This is a genomic window from Streptomyces sp. NPDC107528 (assembly GCF_055639295.1).
On sequence record NZ_JBVKAV010000023.1, the window covers coordinates 30108 to 46602 of the forward strand.

Here is a 16495-nt window from a genome sequence, read left to right on the forward strand (position 1 = left end):
CGGTCCTGTGCCGTCTCCGTCTCAGTCCAGCACCGGCAACAGCTCCGGCAGGTGGCCGTCCGAGGCCGCCGCCGCCCGCTGCCGTTCCTCCGACACCTCGCCGTACAGCGTGGTGCGTGGCCGCGCCGGGCGCCCGGCCGCGTCGGCGACCGCCACCAGGTCGCGTACCGACTTGTACGAGCCGTACGACGACCCCGCCATCCGCGAGATCGTCTCCTCCATCAGGGTGCCGCCCAGGTCGTTCGCGCCGGAGCGGAGCATCTCCGCGGCGCCCTCGGTGCCCAGCTTCACCCAGCTGGTCTGGATGTTGGGGATCCAGGGGTGGAGCAGGAGGCGGGCCATCGCCGTCACCGCCCGGTTGTCCCGCATCGACGGGCCGGGCCGCGCGATCCCCGCCAGGTACACCGGCGCGTTGGTGTGGATGAACGGGAGCGTCACGAACTCGGTGAAGCCGCCCGTGCGTTGCTGGATGCCGGCCAGGGTGCGCAGGTGGCCGAGCCAGTGGCGGGGCTGGTCGACGTGGCCGTACATCATCGTGGACGAGGACCGGATGCCGAGTTCGTGCGCCGTGGTGATCACCTCGATCCACGTCGCCGCCGGCAGCTTGCCCTTGGTCAGGATCCAGCGGACCTCGTCGTCGAGGATCTCGGCGGCGGTCCCGGGGACGGAGTCGAGGCCGGCTTCCCTGGCCGCCGTCAGCCACTCGCGGATGGACATGCCGGTGCGGGTGGCGCCGTTGACGACCTCCATGGGCGAGAAGGCGTGCACATGCATGCCGGGGACCCGCTCCTTCACCGCCTTCGCGATGTCGAAGTACGCCGTCCCGGGCAGGTCCGGGTGGATGCCGCCCTGCATGCAGACCTCCACCGCGCCGACCTCCCAGGCCTGCTGGGCGCGGTCGGCGACCTGGTCCAGGGACAGGGTGTAGGCGTCGGCGTCCGTCCTGCGCTGGGCGAAGGCGCAGAAGCGGCAGCCGGTGTAGCAGACGTTGGTGAAGTTGATGTTCCGGGTGACGATGTACGTGACGTCGTCGCCGACCGCCGATTTACGGACGTCGTCGGCGACCTTGCACAACGCGTCCAGCGCCGGGCCGTCCGCGTGCAGCAGCGCCAGCGCCTCCTCGTCGGTCAGCAGGGTCGGGTCGTCGGCCGCGGTCGCCAGAGCCTGGCGCACGTCCGTGTCGATGCGCTCCGGCGCCATCCCGGGCGCCGCCGCCTCGCGCAGGGCGCCCCAGTCGCCGTACACCTCGTCGAAGTCGTCGCGGCGGTCGGACGTACGGCCCTCGGTGTCGATCGTGGAATGCAGGTCCGTGCGGCCGGAGGCGACGAAGACCTCCTCCGGCTCCTGCCACGGGTGCCCCTCGACCTCGGCGTCCGCACGCGCCAGGCCGGTCTCCGGGTCGGCGAGTGCCCGTACGTGCGGGCGCAGTCGCGGGTCCAGCCAGGGCTCGCCGCGCCTGACGAACTCCGGGTACACGCAAAGGCGTTCACGCAGCTCGAAGCCGGCCGCCGCCGAACGCTCGGCCAGCTCCTCGATCTGCGGCCAGGGGCGCTCGGGGTTGACGTGGTCGATCGTGAGCGGCGAGACGCCGCCCCAGTCGTCGATGCCGGCGTGGATGAGGCGCTCGTACTCGGAGTCCACCAGGTTCGGCGGGGCCTGGAGGCAGGCGCTCGGGCCCATGATGTGCCGGGCGACGGCGACCGTGGCGACCAGTTCGTCGAGTTCCGCGTCCGGCATGCCGCGCATCGCGGTGTCCGGCTTGGCGCGGAAGTTCTGGATGATCAGTTCCTGGATGCCGTGGTAGGCCCGGGAGACCTTCCTGAGCGCGAAGAGGGACTCGGCCCGCTCCTCGTACGACTCCCCGATCCCGATCAGGATCCCGGAGGTGAAGGGGACGGAGGAACGGCCGGCGTCCTCCAGGACGCGCAGGCGGACGGCCGGCTCCTTGTCCGGGGAGCCGTGGTGCGGGCCGCCGGGCTCGGACCACAGGCGGGTCGCCGTCGTCTCCAGCATCATGCCCATGGACGGGGCAACCGGCTTCAGACGCTGGAAGTCGGTCCAGGTCATGACGCCGGGGTTGAGGTGCGGGAGCAGGCCCGTCTCCTCCAGGATGCGGATGGAGATGGCGCGGACGTAGGCGATGGTGTCGTCGTAGCCGTGCGCGTCGAGCCACTCGCGGGCCTCGGGCCAGCGGTCCTCGGGCTTGTCGCCGAGGGTGATGAGGGCTTCCTTGCAGCCGAGGGCCGCGCCCTTGCGGGCGATGTCGAGGACCTCGTCCGGCGACATGAACATCCCGTGCCCGGCGCGGCGCAGCTTGCCGGGGACGGTGACGAAGGTGCAGTAGTGGCATTTGTCCCGGCACAGCCGGGTGAGGGGGATGAAGACGCTCTTCGAGTACGTGATGACACCGGACCGGCCGGCCGCGTCAAGACCCGCGTCCCGCACCCGGCCGGCGGACGCGACGAGGTCGTCGAGGGCCTCGCCTCGGGCCTGGAGCAGTACGGCCGCCTCGGAGACGTCGAGGGCGACGCCGTCACGGGCGCGTTTGAGGGCGCGACGCATGGAGTTCTCGGTCGGGCCGGTTCCGGGGGTCGCGGGAGTCGTCATTCTTTGAGCATACGTTCGAGGTCCGGAGGGTCGGGGGCGGTCCTGGGTGGTGCGATTCGTTGCCGGGTGCAGGTGCGTCGTGGCTGGTCGCGCCCACGCGGCGGAGCCGCACATCGATACGCCCCGCGCCCCTTGAAGGTGGGCTGGACTGCCCCCTGGTCTACAAGTACTCGGCGGAGTCGTCCAAGACTCGCAGAACCTCCGCCTCCCCCGCCGGAGGCAGCTGCACCACCACCTCCTCGATCCCCAACTCGGCGTAGTGCGCGAGCTTGCCGGGGGTGGGGAACACGGCATACGGCACCACCTGGAGGGCGTTCGGGTCGCGGCCGGCGTCGGCCCAGACCGATCGGAGCCGGGGTAGAGATTCGGACAGTCCTCGGCCGCCGATCGGCAGCCATCCGTCGGCGTACTCGCTGATGTGCGCGAAGAGCTTCGGGCCGGCCGCTCCGCCGATGAGCGTGCGGGGGCCGTTGACCTTGGGGCCGCGCGGCTTCTGTACGGGCTTGGGGTAGGCGTAGCTGGCGCGCACGGACTCGAACTCGCCCTCGTGGGCGGTCGGTTCATCCGCCCAGAGGGCACGCATCAGTGCCATGCGGTCGCGAACCAGCTCGCGCCGGGTCCGCCACTCCACCCCGTGGTCGGCGGCCTCCTCCACGTTCCAGCCGAAGCCGAGGCCGAGGGTGAAGCGTCCGCCGGACAGGTGGTCCAGGGTCGCGATCTGCTTGGCCAGATCGATCGGGTCGTGCTGCGCGACCAGCGTGATGCCGGTGCCGAGGCCCAGCCGCTCGGTGACGGCGGAGGCCTGGCCGAGGGCGACGAAGGGGTCGAGGGTGCGGCCGTACTCGGGCGGCAGGTCGCCGCCGGCCGGGTACGGGGTGGTCCGCTCCACCGGGATGTGGGTGTGCTCGGGCAGGTACAGCCCCGCGAACCCGCGCTGCTCCAGCTCACGCGCGAGCCGGGTCGGGGTGATGGTCTCGTCGGTGAGGAAGATCGTGACGGAGATGCGCATGCCTGCATCTGTACCGCGCGGACGCCGCAATGTCCATACCGACCGGTATGGACATATGGATCTCCCACCGGCACCCCCGCGGAGCCTGGACAGCTTCCGATTGGCTGCCGATTCCCTTCCCTTGCACGGCAGTTCACGGCTGAATACCAGAGTTGCACGCACCACCCTGCACCACCCATGCCAAGTCCTTCACGACGACCTGGGGAGCAGCAGCATGTGCGAGGACGACTACACGGGCGCCGGCCTGGGAAGACGCGCGCTGTTCGTGACGGGCGCCGCCGCCGCGCTTACGTTGGGAAGCGTGACCTTCGCCAGAGGTGCCGACGACACCCAGGACGCAGAGACCCGTACCGTGCGGGGCACCCTGCCGCCCGGGTCCCCCGACTTCGTGTACCTGCCGGTCGAAGTGCCGTCCGGGGTCCGGGAGATCAAGGTCTCCTACACCTACGAGAAGCCGTCCGTCCCGGCGGGCACCCCGGGCAACGCCCTCGACATCGGCATCTTCGACCAGCGCGGCACCGAGCTCGGCGGCCGTGGTTTCCGGGGCTGGTCGGGCGGGGCGCGCACGGAGTTCTTCATCCGGTCGGACGAGGCGACGCCGGGGTACATCCCGGGGCCGGTCCGGGAGGGCACCTGGCACATCGCCCTCGGCCCGTACACGGTGGCGCCGCAGGGGCTGCCGTACGAGGTCACCATCACGCTCACCTACGGCGAGCCCGCCGAGTCCGTCGAGCCGACGTACCCGCCGGAGCGGGCGAAGGGGCGGGGGCGCGCCTGGTACCGGGGCGACTGCCATCTGCACTCGTGGTTCTCCGACGGCCGCCGTACGCCCGCCGAGATCGCGGCCCTCGCGCGTGCGGCAGGGCTGGACTTCATCAACAGCTCCGAGCACAACACGCACTCGGCGCACGCGCACTGGGCCGACGCGGCCGGCGACGACCTCCTGATCATGCTGGGCGAGGAGGTCACGACCCGCAACGGCCACGTCGTGGCGCTCGGCATCGACCCCGGCACCTTCATCGACTGGCGCTACCGGGCCCGGGACAACCGGTTCGGCAAGTTCGCCCGCCAGATCCGCAGGTCCGGCGGCCTCGTGGTCCCCGCCCACCCGCACGCCACCTGCGTCGGCTGCAACTGGAAGTTCGGCTTCGGCGAGGCGGACGCGATCGAGGTCTGGAACGGGCCGTGGACCCCGGACGACGAGATGGCCCTGGCGGACTGGGACAGCACGCTGGTCGCGTCCGTGCGCTCGGGTTCCGACGCGTGGATCCCGGCGATGGGCAACAGCGACGCCCACCGCGATCCGGACCCGGTCGGCACGCCCCAGACGGTCGTGCTGGCCGACGACCTCACGCGGGAGGCGATCCAGGAGGGGATCAAGGCGGGGCGGTCGTACATCGCCGAGTCGAAGAACGTCTCGCTGACCTTCGGGGTGTCCGGCGGCAAGGGCGAGCACGCCGGCATCGGAGAGCGGCTGGAGGTCCCCCGCAGCACGCCGGTGACCGTCCGCCTGGAAGCCACGGGCGCCCCGCGCTGCACGGTCCGCTTCGTCACCGACCAGGGCGTCCTGTTCACGAGCCCTCCGCTGCCGGTCTCCGGCTCAGGCGTCGTGGAATGGCGCACGACCCCCGCGTACGCGGCCTACGTCCGGGCGGAGTTGCGCCACGAGACGGCGGTGGGCCCGCTGCCGGGGGCGCTGGCGGCAGTCACGAATCCGATCTTCCTGGGGCGTTCGTAGCAGCCGTCGGCCCGGCGGCCGGGCGACCTGCGGTCAAGGGGTGGCCTCGGTCGCGAGGTCGGCGACCACTGCCGCGTGGTCCGAGGGCCAGACGCCGTCGACGGGAGCGGCGCCCGCGCGTCGGACGTCACGCACATGGCCCAGGCCGTCCCTGCCGGGCGGGCCCACGTGGATGTAGTCGATCCGCACGCTCGGCTCCCCGCCGACGGCGACATAGGGGTTCGTGCGGTCCCAGGTGGCGGAGGGGGCGTCCGGGTCGGCGTACTGCCAGGCATCGAAGAAGACCTGGCGGGGCACGACCGGGGCGGTCCGGTAGCCGCCGAAGAGGCGGATCTCGTCGGAGTCCGGCCAGGCGTTGAAGTCGCCGGTGACGACCGTCGGAAAGGGCGTGTCACCCCGGTTCTCGGCGACGAACTCGGCGAGCGCGGCGACCTGTCGGCAGCGTACGGCCGAGCCGTGCAGGGCGGAGGTGAGGTGGGTGGTGAAGAAAGGGATGTCGTAGGAGGGGGTAGCCAGGCGGGTGAACAGGGCGAGGCGGCCGTCGTCGACGTCGGACGGGGCGGGGAGGCGCAGGGTGCGCTGGGCGGTGACCGGCCAGCGGCTCAGCACGGCGTTGCCGATGTCGACCGTGTGGTCGCCGATCCGCCGGCGCCAGCGCTCGGGGGCGGGTGACGGGGCCCAGGCCCAGTGCATGCCGAGTTCGGCGGCCAGCCACTCGGCCTGGTTCTCGCGGCCGTCCGCCCACACCTCCTGCAGGCCGACCACATCGGGGCGCAGATCGCGCAGTTCGGCGAGAATCGCCTTCTGCCGGGCCTCCCACGGCCCGAAGCGCCACCACAGGTTCCAGGTCACCACCCGCATGCGCCACCGTCTCTCATAGCTGAACCGTTCGAGGCTCCACCGTTCGTTCGATCCCGGTGAGAGACATTGAAGAGCATCAGCACCGCCACGCGTCAGGAGAACGGCACACCATGTCCAGCCCCGCAGAGACCAAATACCGGAATGTCAGGGCCTTCCAGCGGCGGCTCAACGCCGTGATGCGGCGCATGCCGACCCAGACCCTGCTGGAGACCACGGGCCGCACCTCGGGTCTGCCCCGCCGCACCCCGGTCGGAGGACGCCGGGTCGGGGACTCCTTCTGGCTGGTGTCGGAGTTCGGGGAGCGGTCGCAGTACGTGCGCAACATCAAGGCCGACGCGCGGGTACGGGTGCGGATCAGGGGACGGTGGCACACGGGCACGGCGCATCTGCTGCCCGACGACGACCCGATCGCCCGCCTGCGCGGCCTGCCCCGGGTCAACAGCGCCGGGGTGCGGGCGTTCGGGGCGGACCTGCTGACGATCCGGGTGGACCTCACCGACTGACGCGTACGGTGCCGGTCAGGCGGCCGGCACCCGCTCGCACAGCTCCGTGACCAGCCGTACCACGTCGTCCGGCGCCCGCAGCGTCGGAAAGTGGTCGCAGTCAGGGTGCCGGACCAGCCGACAGCCGGGGATGCGGGCGGCCATCGCCTCGTTGCAGCGGATCACCTCGGGCTGGTCCCGCTCTCCGAGCAGGAGCGTGCAGGGCACGTCGAGTTCGCCCAGCCGGTCGAAGGCCCGCCCGCCCTGGGTCTCGTGGCCGTAGGTCGTGAACCACGCGGGAATCGCCGCCCGCAGCAGGTGCTCCGCCCCGGTGTCGGGGTCGGGTCCCGCCCCGCCCCAGAGCCGCAGCGCGAACGCGACCAGGCCGTCCATGTCACCGGCCGTCGCCAGCCGCCCGATCTCCTCGGTCACCTTCGCCGACTCCAGGCCCTCGTAGCCGTTGACGCCGGGCACCAGCAGACCGAGGGCCGCCACCCGGCCCGGGTCGCTCAGGGCCAGGTCGATGGCGGTTCTGGCGCCCATGCTGGAGCCGACCAGGACCACCCGGGTCAGCTCGAAGTGGTCCAGGACGCTCCTGAGGTCGTCGAGCTGGGTGTAGGAGACGGTGGGCGCCGGCGACCGGCCGAAGCCGCGGGCGTCGTACCGGATCACCCGAAGACGTCCGGCCGCCAGGCCGGGCAGTACGGGCTCCCACAGCCGGGAATCGCCGATCCCCGAGTGCAGCAGCACCACGGGCGGTCCGGCCTCGGCCCCGCCGGCCGCGCCCGCGTCGTCCGCCCAGACCTCGCCGCCCTTGACCTGCACCATGTGTCCCATACGGAAGACACTGCCCGGGATACGGCTCCGGTGACAGCCTGCGTCCGGTCAATCCCCGCGGCTCACCCCGGCCACACGATGGCCTGCACCTCGCTGTAGGCGTGGAGCGCGTACGAGCCGACGTCCCGGCCGACCCCGCTCTTCTTGAACCCGCCGAAGGGTGCCTCCATGTTGCGCCCGACGGTGTTGACGCCGACCCCGCCGGCCCGCAGGCGGCGGGCCACCCGGAAGGCGCGGGCCACGTCGCCGGACCAGACGTAGTCGATGAGGCCGTAGTCGCTGTCGTTGGCCAGGGCCACGCCCTCGTTCTCGTCGTCGAAGGGGATGACGACGACCACCGGGCCGAAGATCTCCTCGCGGGCCACCCGCATGTCGTTGGTGCAGTCGGCGAGCAGGGTCGGCGCGACGTAGAAGCCGGTGTCGAGGGAGGGCCGTTCGCCTCCGGCGACGACCACCGCGCCTTCCTTGCGGCCGAGTTCGACGTACGCCTCCACGCGGTCCCGGTGGGCCGCCGAGATCAGCGGCCCGACCACCGTGTCCCGCTCCCGGGGGTCGCCGACCTTCAGACGCCCCGCGTAGGCGGCCAGTTGCTCGACCAGCCGGTCGTACACGCCCCGCTGGGCCAGCACCCGCGTCGGCGCCGTGCAGATCTGCCCGCTGTAGAAGGAGAACGTCGTCCCGATCCCGGCCACGGCGGACCCCAGGTCAGCGTCGTCGAGGACGACCGCCGCGCCTTTCCCTCCCAGCTCCATCAGCTGGCGTTTCATGTCCCGCCCGCACACCTCGGCGATGCGCTGCCCGACCGCCGTGGAGCCGGTGAAGCTCACCATGTCGACGTCCGGGGAGGAGACGGCCGCCTCGCCGACCTCCACGGAACGCCCGGAGACCACATTCACCACACCCGGGGGCGCCCCCGCCGCCTCCAGCGCCTCCGCCATCCGGTAGACGGACAGCGGATCCTGCGGGGCGGGCTTCACGACCACCGTGTTGCCCATAGCCAGCGCGGGCGCGATCTTGCCCGCCGGGTTGGCCCACGGGTTGTTGTACGACGTGATGCAGGTGACGACCCCGACGGGCTGGCGGACGGCCAGCGCACCCATCACACCGGCCTTCCCCATCGGCCCGGCATCGTTGATCTGCGGCGGGATCGCCCACTCGGCGGACTCCACGCGCGCGTAGCGCCGGAAACGTGCCGCGCCCACGCCCACCTGCATGCCCCGGGCCGTCCCGGTGGTCGCCCCGGTCTCGGCCTGGGCCAGTTCGGCATACGGCACCAGATGGCCGCGGATGATGTCCGCCGCCCGCCCCAGCACGGCCGCCCGCTCCTCGGGCGACGTACCCGACCACGGGCCGAAGGCCTCGCGGGCCGCGGCACAGGCCGCGTGCACCTGATCCCGCGAGGCCTCCGGAGCCCACCCGACGGTCTCCTCGCTCGCCGGATCGACGACGGCGTAGTACCCACCGTCCGGCTCCGCCCACGAGCCCCCGACGAACAACCGCTGCCGGTCGACGGCCTTGAAGCTCACCGGGTCGCCACCGTCCTGGTGTCCCGCCCCGAGCGCAGCACGCGCCCCGGCACGGCCCCGGTCACCACGTCGTCGCGGATCGCCTCGACGCCGTTGACCCAGACCGCCCGCACGCCGACCGCCTTGGAGTCCAGCCGCGGGCTGTCACCCGGCAGGTCGTGCACCAGGGTGGCCTTGCCGGCGTCGATCCGCTCCGGGTCGAAGAGGACCAGGTCCGCATGGAAGCCCTCCTGGACGCGACCCCGGTCACGGAGGCCGAAGAGCCGGGCGGGATCGTCGGTGAGCATCTTCACCGCCTGCTCCAGGCCGACCAGTTTCCGCCCGCGCAGACAGTCCCCGAGGAACCGGGTCGTGTACGGCGCCCCGCACATCCGGTCCAGATGCGCCCCGGCGTCCGAGCCGCCCAGCATGACGTCCTCGTGCCGCCAGGTCTCGGCGCGCAGCACCCAGGAGTCGGGGTCGTTGTCGGTGGGCATCGGCCACAGGACGGTACGCAGATCGTCCGCCGCGCAGATCTCGACCAGGCACTCGAAGGGTTCCTGCCCGCGTTCGGCCGCGATGTCCTGCACGACCCGTCCGGTCAGCCCGCGGTTCGCCTCGCTGTAGGTGTCCCCGATGACATAGCGCCCGAAGTGGGTGAGCCGCCGGAAGACGCCCGCCTCCTTGGACCGGGCCCGCAGCAGCAGCTCGGTACGGATGTCCGGGTCACGGAGCTTGGCGATCCTCTCCTTGACGGGCAGCCCCAGGACGGGCCCCCACCCGGGGATCAGATTCAGGGCGCAGAAGGTGCCCAGCGACATGTTCATCGGCGTGAGGATCGGCATGGTCAGCGCCACGATCCGGCCACCGGCCTTGCGGGCGCGCTCACTTGCCTCCAGCTGCCTGGGCACCCGCTCGGGAACCGCGGCGTCGATCGTGAGCACGTTCCAGTTCAGGGGGCGGCCCGCGGCGGCGGTCATCTCCACGAAGAGATCGATCTCGTCGTCGCTGAACTGGTCCAGACAGCCCGCCACGATGGCCTCGATCTGCGTGCCCTCGTGCTCCCCGACGGCCCGCGAGAGGGCCAGGAGCTCGGCCGGCTCGGCATGCCGGGAGGCCACCGGCTTCCCGTCGCCGTCGGAGTGCGAGGTCGACTGGGTGGTGGACAGCCCCCAGGCCCCCGCCTCCATCGCCTCCCGCAACAGCCCCACCATCGCGTCGAGCTGCTCCGCCGAGGGCTGCCCGCCGACCGCGTCCGGCCCCATGACGTACCGGCGCAGCGCACAGTGCCCCACCATGAACCCCGCGTTGACCGCGATCCGCCCCTCCAGGGCGTCCAGATACTCCCCGAAGCTGCTCCAGCTCCAGGGCGCCCCTTCCTCCAACGCCACCAGCGACATGCCCTCGACCTTGGACATCATCCGCCGTGTGTAGTCGGCGTCCTCGGGCCGCGCAGGGTTGAGAGGCGCCAGCGTGAACCCACAGTTCCCCCCGGCAACCGTGGTCACCCCGTGGTTCAGGGACGGGGTGGCATACGGATCCCAGAAGAGCTGGGCGTCGTAGTGGGTATGGGGATCGACGAACCCGGGGGCGAGGACAAGCCCGGCGGCGTCCTCGCTGGTGCGGGATTCCTCGGTGACAGCACCGATGGCGGCGATACGACCGTCGCGTATGCCGACGTCGGCGGTGTAGGCGGGCGCTCCCGTGCCGTCCACGACGGCCGCACCCTTGATGACGTGATCGAGCATGGGCTCACCTCCTGGTTCGCTGTCGGACTACCTACCTGGGGGCGCGGGGCTGTATCGATGTGCGGCTCCGCCGCGTGGGCGCGACCAGCCCCCACGAACCCGCAGCCGCCGACGACGGTCAGACACCCCTCCGGAACCGCGAAGTCCGATGCACAGGATCCGTGTCGATCTTCGGGATCACGTGCTCCCCGATCAACCGAATCGTCCGCAACGTCTCCTCCTTCGGCACCCCCACCGGCAACCCGAAGCTCAACTGATCGGCCCCGGCCTGCTCCCACCGCTTGCACTGCGTGAGCACCTCGTCCGGATCCCCGCAGATCAGCAACTCCTCCTCGATGAGCAGCTCCACGAACTCCGGCGTGTACGGCGGCAACGTCTCCGGCCACACCGGGAACCCCTCGGGCCGGGGGAACGTGTCGTGGTACCGGAACACCAGCGACGGCAGATAGTGCAGTCCGCCGTTCACGGCGGTCTCGATCGCCTCGGCATGCGTCGGCGCGCAGATCGCCGTGGTCGTCACCATCACGTTGTCGTTGACGAAGTCACCGATCGGCTCGGCGTTCACGACAGCCGTCTTGTACTGCTCCAGCACCCACTCCATGTCGGAGACCTTCTGGACGCTGAACCCGAGGACCCCGAGCCCCTTCTTCGCGGCCATCGCATAGGACGGCGGCGACCCGGCGGCGTACCACATCGCGGGGTGCGACTTCCCGTACGGCTTGGGCAGCACCTTGCGCGGCGGCAGCGACCAGTGCTTGCCCTGGAAGCCGACGTACTCGTCCTGGAGCCACATCTTGGGGAACTCGGCGACGGTCTCTTCCCAGATCTCCTTGGTGTAGTTCATATCGGTCACGCCCGGTATGAACCCGAGGATCTCGTGCGACCCCGCCCCGCGCCCGCTGCCGAACTCGAAGCGGTTCTCGGTGAGGTGGTCGAGCATGGCGACCTTCTCGGCCACCTTGACCGGGTGGTTGACCTGGGCGAGCGGGTTGAAGATGCCGGACCCCAGATGGATCCGCTCCGTGGCGTGCGCCAGGTATCCCAGGTACACGTCGTTGGCGGAGAGGTGGGAGTACTCCTCCAGGAAGTGGTGCTCCGACGCCCAGGCGTACTTGAAGCCGGACTTGTCCGCCTGGATGACGTACTCGGTCTCCTCCATCAACGCCTTGTGCTCGGCGAGCGGGTCGGTTTCGGCGCGCTTGCCCACGTATCCCTGTACAAAGAGCCCGAATTCCAAGGAGGTTCACCGTCCCCACATAGTTTCTGACGTACCGTCAGATTCACTTTCCGCCGACTGTGGCACCGCTCACGTGCACCGTCAATAGCTGACTGGCCATCAGATGGGGTCGGTACGTCAGATGACGCTCACCCCGGCCAGCCAGCCGCCGTCGATCACGAACGGCTGACCGGTGATGTACGAGGAGTCGTCCGACATCAGGAACAGCGCGAGCCGGGCCACCTCCTCCGGCCGCCCGATCCGCCCGAGCGGCACGAGCTTGCGATAGAGCCCGTCGAGGGCCTTCGAGGTCTCCTCGGGGTCCGCACCCGGGTCGAGATGGGCCGGGTTGGACATGGCGGTGTCGATCGCGCCCGGGCACATCGCGTTGACCCGGATGCCCCGCGGCGCCAGCTCCAGCGCGGCGACTCGGGTGAGGCCCAGGATGGCGTGCTTGGTGGCCGCGTACGTGCCCACGGCCGCCATGCCCGTCACGGCCGTGTAGGAGGCGGTGTTCACGATGGTGCCGCCGTCCTCCATCTCGGGCGCGACCGACTTGACACCGAGGAAGCAGCCGACCTGGTTGACCCGCACGACCTGCATGAACTCGTCGAGGGGCGTGTCGACGAGGGAGTTGAAGCGCAGGATGCCGGCGTTGTTGACCAGCCCGTCGACCCGGCCGTACACCCTCTTCGCGGCGGCCACCGCGGCCCGCCAGTCCGCCTCCTCCCCCACGTCGAGACGCGCGTACAGCGCGCCGATCTCCTTCGCGAGGGCCTCGCCCTGCTCGTCGAGCACATCGGCGACGACCACCTCGGCGCCCTCCTCCCGGAAGAGCCGCGCCTCCTGCTCACCCTGTCCGCGTGCCGCGCCGGTGACGATCACGACCCGGCCGTCCAGCTTGCCCATGGCTCACTCCAGTCACTGGTCGAGGTGCGGGGCGACCTCGGCCCCGAAGGCGGTTGTCTGGTCCACGAGTTCGTCCCGGCTCCGGCAGCGGAAGCGCACCTGGATCTGGTGCACACCCATCGCGCGGTACGCCCGCAGGGACTCGGCGAGCTCCTCCGGCGCACCGGTGATCGTGCGCCGCCCCACCTCCCAGCCGGGCCGTCCGACGTACAGCGGCTCGGTGATGGCGCCCACGACGATCGGCTCCTCGATGCCGGCGTCGGTGCGCAGGCGGCGCAGCGTGGCGATCTGCTCCGGCAGCCGGTCGCGCGGGTCGCCCTGCGGCAGCCAGCCGTCGCCCTTGAGCGCGGCCCGGCGTACGGCGGCGGGCGAGGAGCCGCCGACCCAGACGGGTACGCGCTGCTGCGCGGGCCGGGGCAGCTGGCCGAGCCCTTCGAAGTCGTAGAACTTGCCGTGGTGCTCGGGGAACTCCTCCGGCCCGAGGGCGGCGCGCAGGGCGTCGATCGCTTCGTCGAGGACGGCGCCGCGCTGCTTGAAGTCGTGTCCGAGCGCCTCGAACTCCTCGCGCACATGACCTGCGCCCACGCCGAGGATCAGACGGCCGCCCGACAGATGGTCCACCGTCGCGTACTGCTTCGCGGTGGCCAGCGGGTGGCGCAGGCCGACGACGGCGACATGGCTGAGCAGCCGGACGTGTTCGGTGACGGCGGCGAGATGGGCGAGCGTGGCGACGGGGTCGTACCAGACGGTGCTCATCGCGGGCGCGAGGCGGCGCGGGACGCCGACGTGGTCGCAGCTCGCGATGTAGTCGAAGCCGGCCCGGTCGGCGGCGACGGCGATCGCCCTCAGGTCCCCGGGGCCGGCGGCGGCCTCCCAGGGCTCGGCGTAGATCGTGCTCTGGGACTGGATCGGGAGTTGCATCCCGAACAGCGTCCGCCCGTCCGGCGGGACTTGGATGGACACACACCCTCCTCGATCTGACGAACCGTCATATCCATGTTCCGGGCGTCATCGTCGGGGCTGGCGCCGCAACAGACAAGGGGTGGGCGCGGAACGGCTGCGTCCGTGCGGGGCGCCCGCCGGGCCGGTGAAATGTCGCGACCTTCGTCCGATTGACCGCAATCCGTCGTGTTCGTGTCTCAGGCACGTCACCGGGTGAGGGGCGGCCGGCGAGGGGTTCGTACGGGGCGGTGGCTGCTCGGGAGGTCCGGGCACCGGGACAACGGGGAGACCGAGAATGATCCGCAACCGCATCGCCGCGATCGCCGCCACCACCGCCGCCGCGGCCCTGCTGCTGACCGCCTGCAACGGCACCGAGAACGCCGCGTCCGCGGCCCGCGAGGGCGCCGCCGCCGCACCGGGGAGCCTGAGCCTCATCAGCGGTTCGGCCAAGCAGAACAACGCGGCCCCCGGCACCGGCGACTGGGCCAACGGCCCGGGGAAGCCGGCGAGCAGGCCGGTCGCCAAGAAGTGGGTGCAGTTGAGCGCGTCTCAGGCGGGGGACCTGAACTCCGTCGTCGTCAACGGGGCCGGCTTCACCCTCTACCGCTTCGACAAGGACACCGCGAACCCGTCCGAGTCGAACTGCTCCGGCGAGTGCGCCACCACCTGGCCGCCGGTCCTGGTCGCCCCCGGCGGCAAGATCTTCATCGACGGTGTGAACGAGTCCGACGTGGGCGTCGTCAAGCGCGACGACGGCAACCTCCAGGTGACCGTCGGCGGCCGGCCGGTCTACCGCTTCAGCAAGGACCTGCGGCCCGGCGACACCAACGGGCAGGGCGTGGGCGGTACGTGGTTCGGGGTGACGCCGGACGGCCGGAAGGCGGGGGCCGGTGAAGAGGGTGGCGGCGACGGGGGAGGCGCCGGCGACGAGCTGGGCGGTGCCGCCCCCGCGACCAGCGTCACCCTCTCCGACGAGCGCAACTTCGGCGACCCCTCCGAGGGGCTGGCCGGCGCCGGGTGCCAGAACGTCGCCCGCGACGATGCCGCCTCCTCCCTCCAGGCCTCCGGCACCCTGAAGATCTGGTCCGAGAAGGACTGCAAGGGCGACTCGAAGGTGGTGCAGGGCAACATCGCCGACCTGGCCCCGGTCGGCTTCGACGACAGGATCTCGTCGGTGTTCCTCGGCTGACTGACGCCACCGGCCCGCCCATGAGTTGAGCCGCGGTCCCTCCACCGGGACCGCGGCCCGCTCATGCCCTCCCGGGCCACAGCCCGTCGTCCGTCAGCCCCAGCAGCTCGATCGCGTTGCGCCGTACGATCCGGTCGACCACGTCCGCGTCCAGGTGCCCCATCTGCGCCTCGCCGACCTCGCGGGACTTCGGCCAGGTGGAGTCGGAGTGGGGGTAGTCGGTCTCGTACAGGACGTTCCCGACGCCGATCGCGTCGAGGTTCCTGAGCCCGAAGGCGTCGTCGAAGAAGCAGCCGTAGACGTGGTCGGTGAACAGCTCCGACGGCGGCCGGTGCACCTTGTCGGCGACCCCGCCCCAGCCCCGGTTCTCCTCCCACACCACATCGGCGCGCTCCAGGATGTACGGGATCCAGCCGATCTGGCCCTCGGCGTACATGACCTTGAGATTCGGGAAGCGCTCGAACTTGCCGCTCATCAGCCAGTCGACCATCGAGAAGCAGCAGTTGGCGAAGGTGATGGTGGAGCCGACGGCGGGCGGCGCGTCGGCCGAGGTGGAGGGCATCCGGCTCGACGAGCCGATGTGCATGGCGACGACCGTGCCGGTCTCGTCGCAGGCGGCGAGGAACGGGTCCCAGTAGTCGGTGTGCACGGACGGGAGCCCGAGGTGCGGGGGTATCTCGGAGAACGCGACGGCACGCACACCGCGTGCGGCGTTGCGGCGGACCTCCGCTGCCGCCAGCTCGGCGTCCCAGAGGGGGATGAGGGTGAGCGGGATGAGACGGCCCTGCGCGGCGGGGCCGCACCACTCCTCCACCATCCAGTCGTTGTACGCCTGGACGCCCAGCAGGCCCAGCTCGTGATCCTGCGCCTCGGTGAAGGTCTGGCCGCAGAAGCGGGGGAAGGTGGGGAAGCAGAGCGCGGACTGGACGTGGTTGACGTCCATGTCGGCGAGGCGGGCGGGGACGTCGTACGACCCCGGGCGCATCTGCTCGTACGTGATGACTTCGAGCTTGATCTCGTCCCTGCTGTACCCGACGGCGGTGTCGAGGCGGGTCAGCGGGCGCTGCAGGTCCTCGTACACCCACCAGTCGCCGATGGGCCCGTCGTCGCCCGGCCGGCCCATGACGGGCTTGAACCGCCCGCCGAGGAAGGTCATTTCCTTCAGTGGCGCGCGGACTATGCGCGGGCCGGTGTCCTGGTACTTCTTCGGAAGCCGGTCCTGCCAGACCGTGGGCGGCTCGACCGTGTGGTCGTCGACGGAGATGATCAGGGGAAACGCGGTCTCGGTGTCCATGTCCGCCACGGTAGCGCCGATCTGACGGTCCGTCAGCTACGCGGAGGCGGCGGGGAACGGCCAACGCCGTGCGGAGAGCGCGTGAGGACCTTGTGATATCCCGCGCGCCTGGCTGTGATCACCCCCTCCACAGCTGACGCATCTGCCGTGAACAAGGC

General features: G+C 71.2%; 13 protein-coding genes. 3 read left to right on the plus strand and 10 right to left on the minus strand.

Features of this window, described 5'->3' with window-relative positions; translation table 11 throughout:
- Window positions 1–21 precede the first annotated feature (21 nt).
- Entirely contained in the window at window positions 22–2607 is a 2586-nt protein-coding gene (locus tag ACZ7L5_RS43805; RefSeq protein WP_471524562.1) for a bifunctional FO biosynthesis protein CofGH, read from the minus strand.
- Window positions 2608–2767: 160 nt separating this feature from the next.
- Window positions 2768–3616 (minus strand): LLM class F420-dependent oxidoreductase, encoded by an 849-nt coding sequence (locus ACZ7L5_RS43810; protein WP_471524564.1) that lies wholly within the window; start codon window positions 3614–3616, stop codon window positions 2768–2770.
- Window positions 3617–3830: 214 nt separating this feature from the next.
- On the opposite strand from ACZ7L5_RS43810, the gene ACZ7L5_RS43815 reads away from it, so the two are divergent.
- Entirely contained in the window at window positions 3831–5354 is a 1524-nt protein-coding gene (locus ACZ7L5_RS43815) for a CehA/McbA family metallohydrolase (protein WP_471524566.1), read from the plus strand.
- A gap of 33 nt (window positions 5355–5387) precedes the next feature.
- Here ACZ7L5_RS43815 and ACZ7L5_RS43820 read toward each other — a convergent pair whose 3' ends face one another.
- Window positions 5388–6215 (minus strand): endonuclease/exonuclease/phosphatase family protein, encoded by an 828-nt coding sequence (locus tag ACZ7L5_RS43820; RefSeq protein WP_471524568.1) that lies wholly within the window; start codon window positions 6213–6215, stop codon window positions 5388–5390.
- 110 nt (window positions 6216–6325) lie between these two features.
- On the opposite strand from ACZ7L5_RS43820, the gene ACZ7L5_RS43825 reads away from it, so the two are divergent.
- Window positions 6326–6718 carry a nitroreductase/quinone reductase family protein gene (locus ACZ7L5_RS43825; protein WP_471524570.1) on the plus strand — a complete coding sequence of 131 codons (393 nt, stop codon included), beginning with the start codon at window positions 6326–6328 and terminating at the stop codon, window positions 6716–6718.
- 15 nt (window positions 6719–6733) lie between these two features.
- Here ACZ7L5_RS43825 and ACZ7L5_RS43830 read toward each other — a convergent pair whose 3' ends face one another.
- The 6 genes from ACZ7L5_RS43830 to ACZ7L5_RS43855 all read right to left on the minus strand — a co-directional run bounded on the left by ACZ7L5_RS43830 (window position 6734) and on the right by ACZ7L5_RS43855 (window position 13833).
- Entirely contained in the window at window positions 6734–7534 is an 801-nt protein-coding gene (locus ACZ7L5_RS43830) for an alpha/beta fold hydrolase (RefSeq protein ID WP_471524572.1), read from the minus strand.
- Between the two features lie 62 nt (window positions 7535–7596).
- Complete coding sequence (locus tag ACZ7L5_RS43835) at window positions 7597–9060, minus strand: aldehyde dehydrogenase family protein (protein WP_471524574.1); 1464 nt, start codon at window positions 9058–9060, stop codon at window positions 7597–7599.
- Entirely contained in the window at window positions 9057–10787 is a 1731-nt protein-coding gene (locus ACZ7L5_RS43840) for an N-acyl-D-amino-acid deacylase family protein (RefSeq protein WP_471524576.1), read from the minus strand. Before ACZ7L5_RS43840 ends, ACZ7L5_RS43835 begins: the two co-directional genes overlap by 4 nt.
- Window positions 10788–10905: 118 nt before the next feature.
- Window positions 10906–12024, minus strand: coding sequence for an LLM class flavin-dependent oxidoreductase (locus ACZ7L5_RS43845; protein ID WP_363042012.1), 1119 nt, complete (start codon window positions 12022–12024; stop codon window positions 10906–10908).
- Between the two features lie 117 nt (window positions 12025–12141).
- The gene (locus ACZ7L5_RS43850; RefSeq protein ID WP_471524578.1) at window positions 12142–12912 is read right to left on the minus strand and encodes an SDR family NAD(P)-dependent oxidoreductase; all 771 of its coding nucleotides are present in this window, start codon (window positions 12910–12912) and stop codon (window positions 12142–12144) included.
- 12 nt (window positions 12913–12924) lie between these two features.
- Entirely contained in the window at window positions 12925–13833 is a 909-nt protein-coding gene (locus ACZ7L5_RS43855; RefSeq protein WP_471524617.1) for an LLM class F420-dependent oxidoreductase, read from the minus strand.
- A 316-nt stretch (window positions 13834–14149) separates the two neighbouring features.
- Here ACZ7L5_RS43855 and ACZ7L5_RS43860 point away from each other — a divergent pair, with 316 nt between their 5' ends.
- Window positions 14150–15043 (plus strand): hypothetical protein, encoded by an 894-nt coding sequence (locus ACZ7L5_RS43860; RefSeq protein ID WP_471524580.1) that lies wholly within the window; start codon window positions 14150–14152, stop codon window positions 15041–15043.
- Window positions 15044–15104: 61 nt separating this feature from the next.
- Here the strand turns inward: ACZ7L5_RS43860 and ACZ7L5_RS43865 are convergent, their stop codons facing one another.
- Complete coding sequence (locus tag ACZ7L5_RS43865; protein WP_471524582.1) at window positions 15105–16337, minus strand: amidohydrolase family protein; 1233 nt, start codon at window positions 16335–16337, stop codon at window positions 15105–15107.
- Between the last annotated feature and the right edge of the window lie 158 nt (window positions 16338–16495).

Excerpts from the sequence above, each read along its gene's own strand:
- ACZ7L5_RS43805 (WP_471524562.1), bottom strand. The coding sequence starts at position 2,607 with ATGACGACTCCCGCGACCCCCGGAACCGGCCCGACCGAGAACTCCATG.
- ACZ7L5_RS43810 (WP_471524564.1), bottom strand. The coding sequence starts at position 3,616 with ATGCGCATCTCCGTCACGATCTTCCTCACCGACGAGACCATCACCCCG.
- ACZ7L5_RS43815 (WP_471524566.1), top strand. The coding sequence starts at position 3,831 with ATGTGCGAGGACGACTACACGGGCGCCGGCCTGGGAAGACGCGCGCTG.
- ACZ7L5_RS43820 (WP_471524568.1), bottom strand. The coding sequence starts at position 6,215 with ATGCGGGTGGTGACCTGGAACCTGTGGTGGCGCTTCGGGCCGTGGGAG.
- ACZ7L5_RS43825 (WP_471524570.1), top strand. The coding sequence starts at position 6,326 with ATGTCCAGCCCCGCAGAGACCAAATACCGGAATGTCAGGGCCTTCCAG.
- ACZ7L5_RS43830 (WP_471524572.1), bottom strand. The coding sequence starts at position 7,534 with ATGGGACACATGGTGCAGGTCAAGGGCGGCGAGGTCTGGGCGGACGAC.
- ACZ7L5_RS43840 (WP_471524576.1), bottom strand. The coding sequence starts at position 10,787 with ATGCTCGATCACGTCATCAAGGGTGCGGCCGTCGTGGACGGCACGGGA.
- ACZ7L5_RS43850 (WP_471524578.1), bottom strand. The coding sequence starts at position 12,912 with ATGGGCAAGCTGGACGGCCGGGTCGTGATCGTCACCGGCGCGGCACGC.
- ACZ7L5_RS43855 (WP_471524617.1), bottom strand. The coding sequence starts at position 13,833 with ATGCAACTCCCGATCCAGTCCCAGAGCACGATCTACGCCGAGCCCTGG.
- ACZ7L5_RS43860 (WP_471524580.1), top strand. The coding sequence starts at position 14,150 with ATGATCCGCAACCGCATCGCCGCGATCGCCGCCACCACCGCCGCCGCG.
- ACZ7L5_RS43865 (WP_471524582.1), bottom strand. The coding sequence starts at position 16,337 with ATGGACACCGAGACCGCGTTTCCCCTGATCATCTCCGTCGACGACCAC.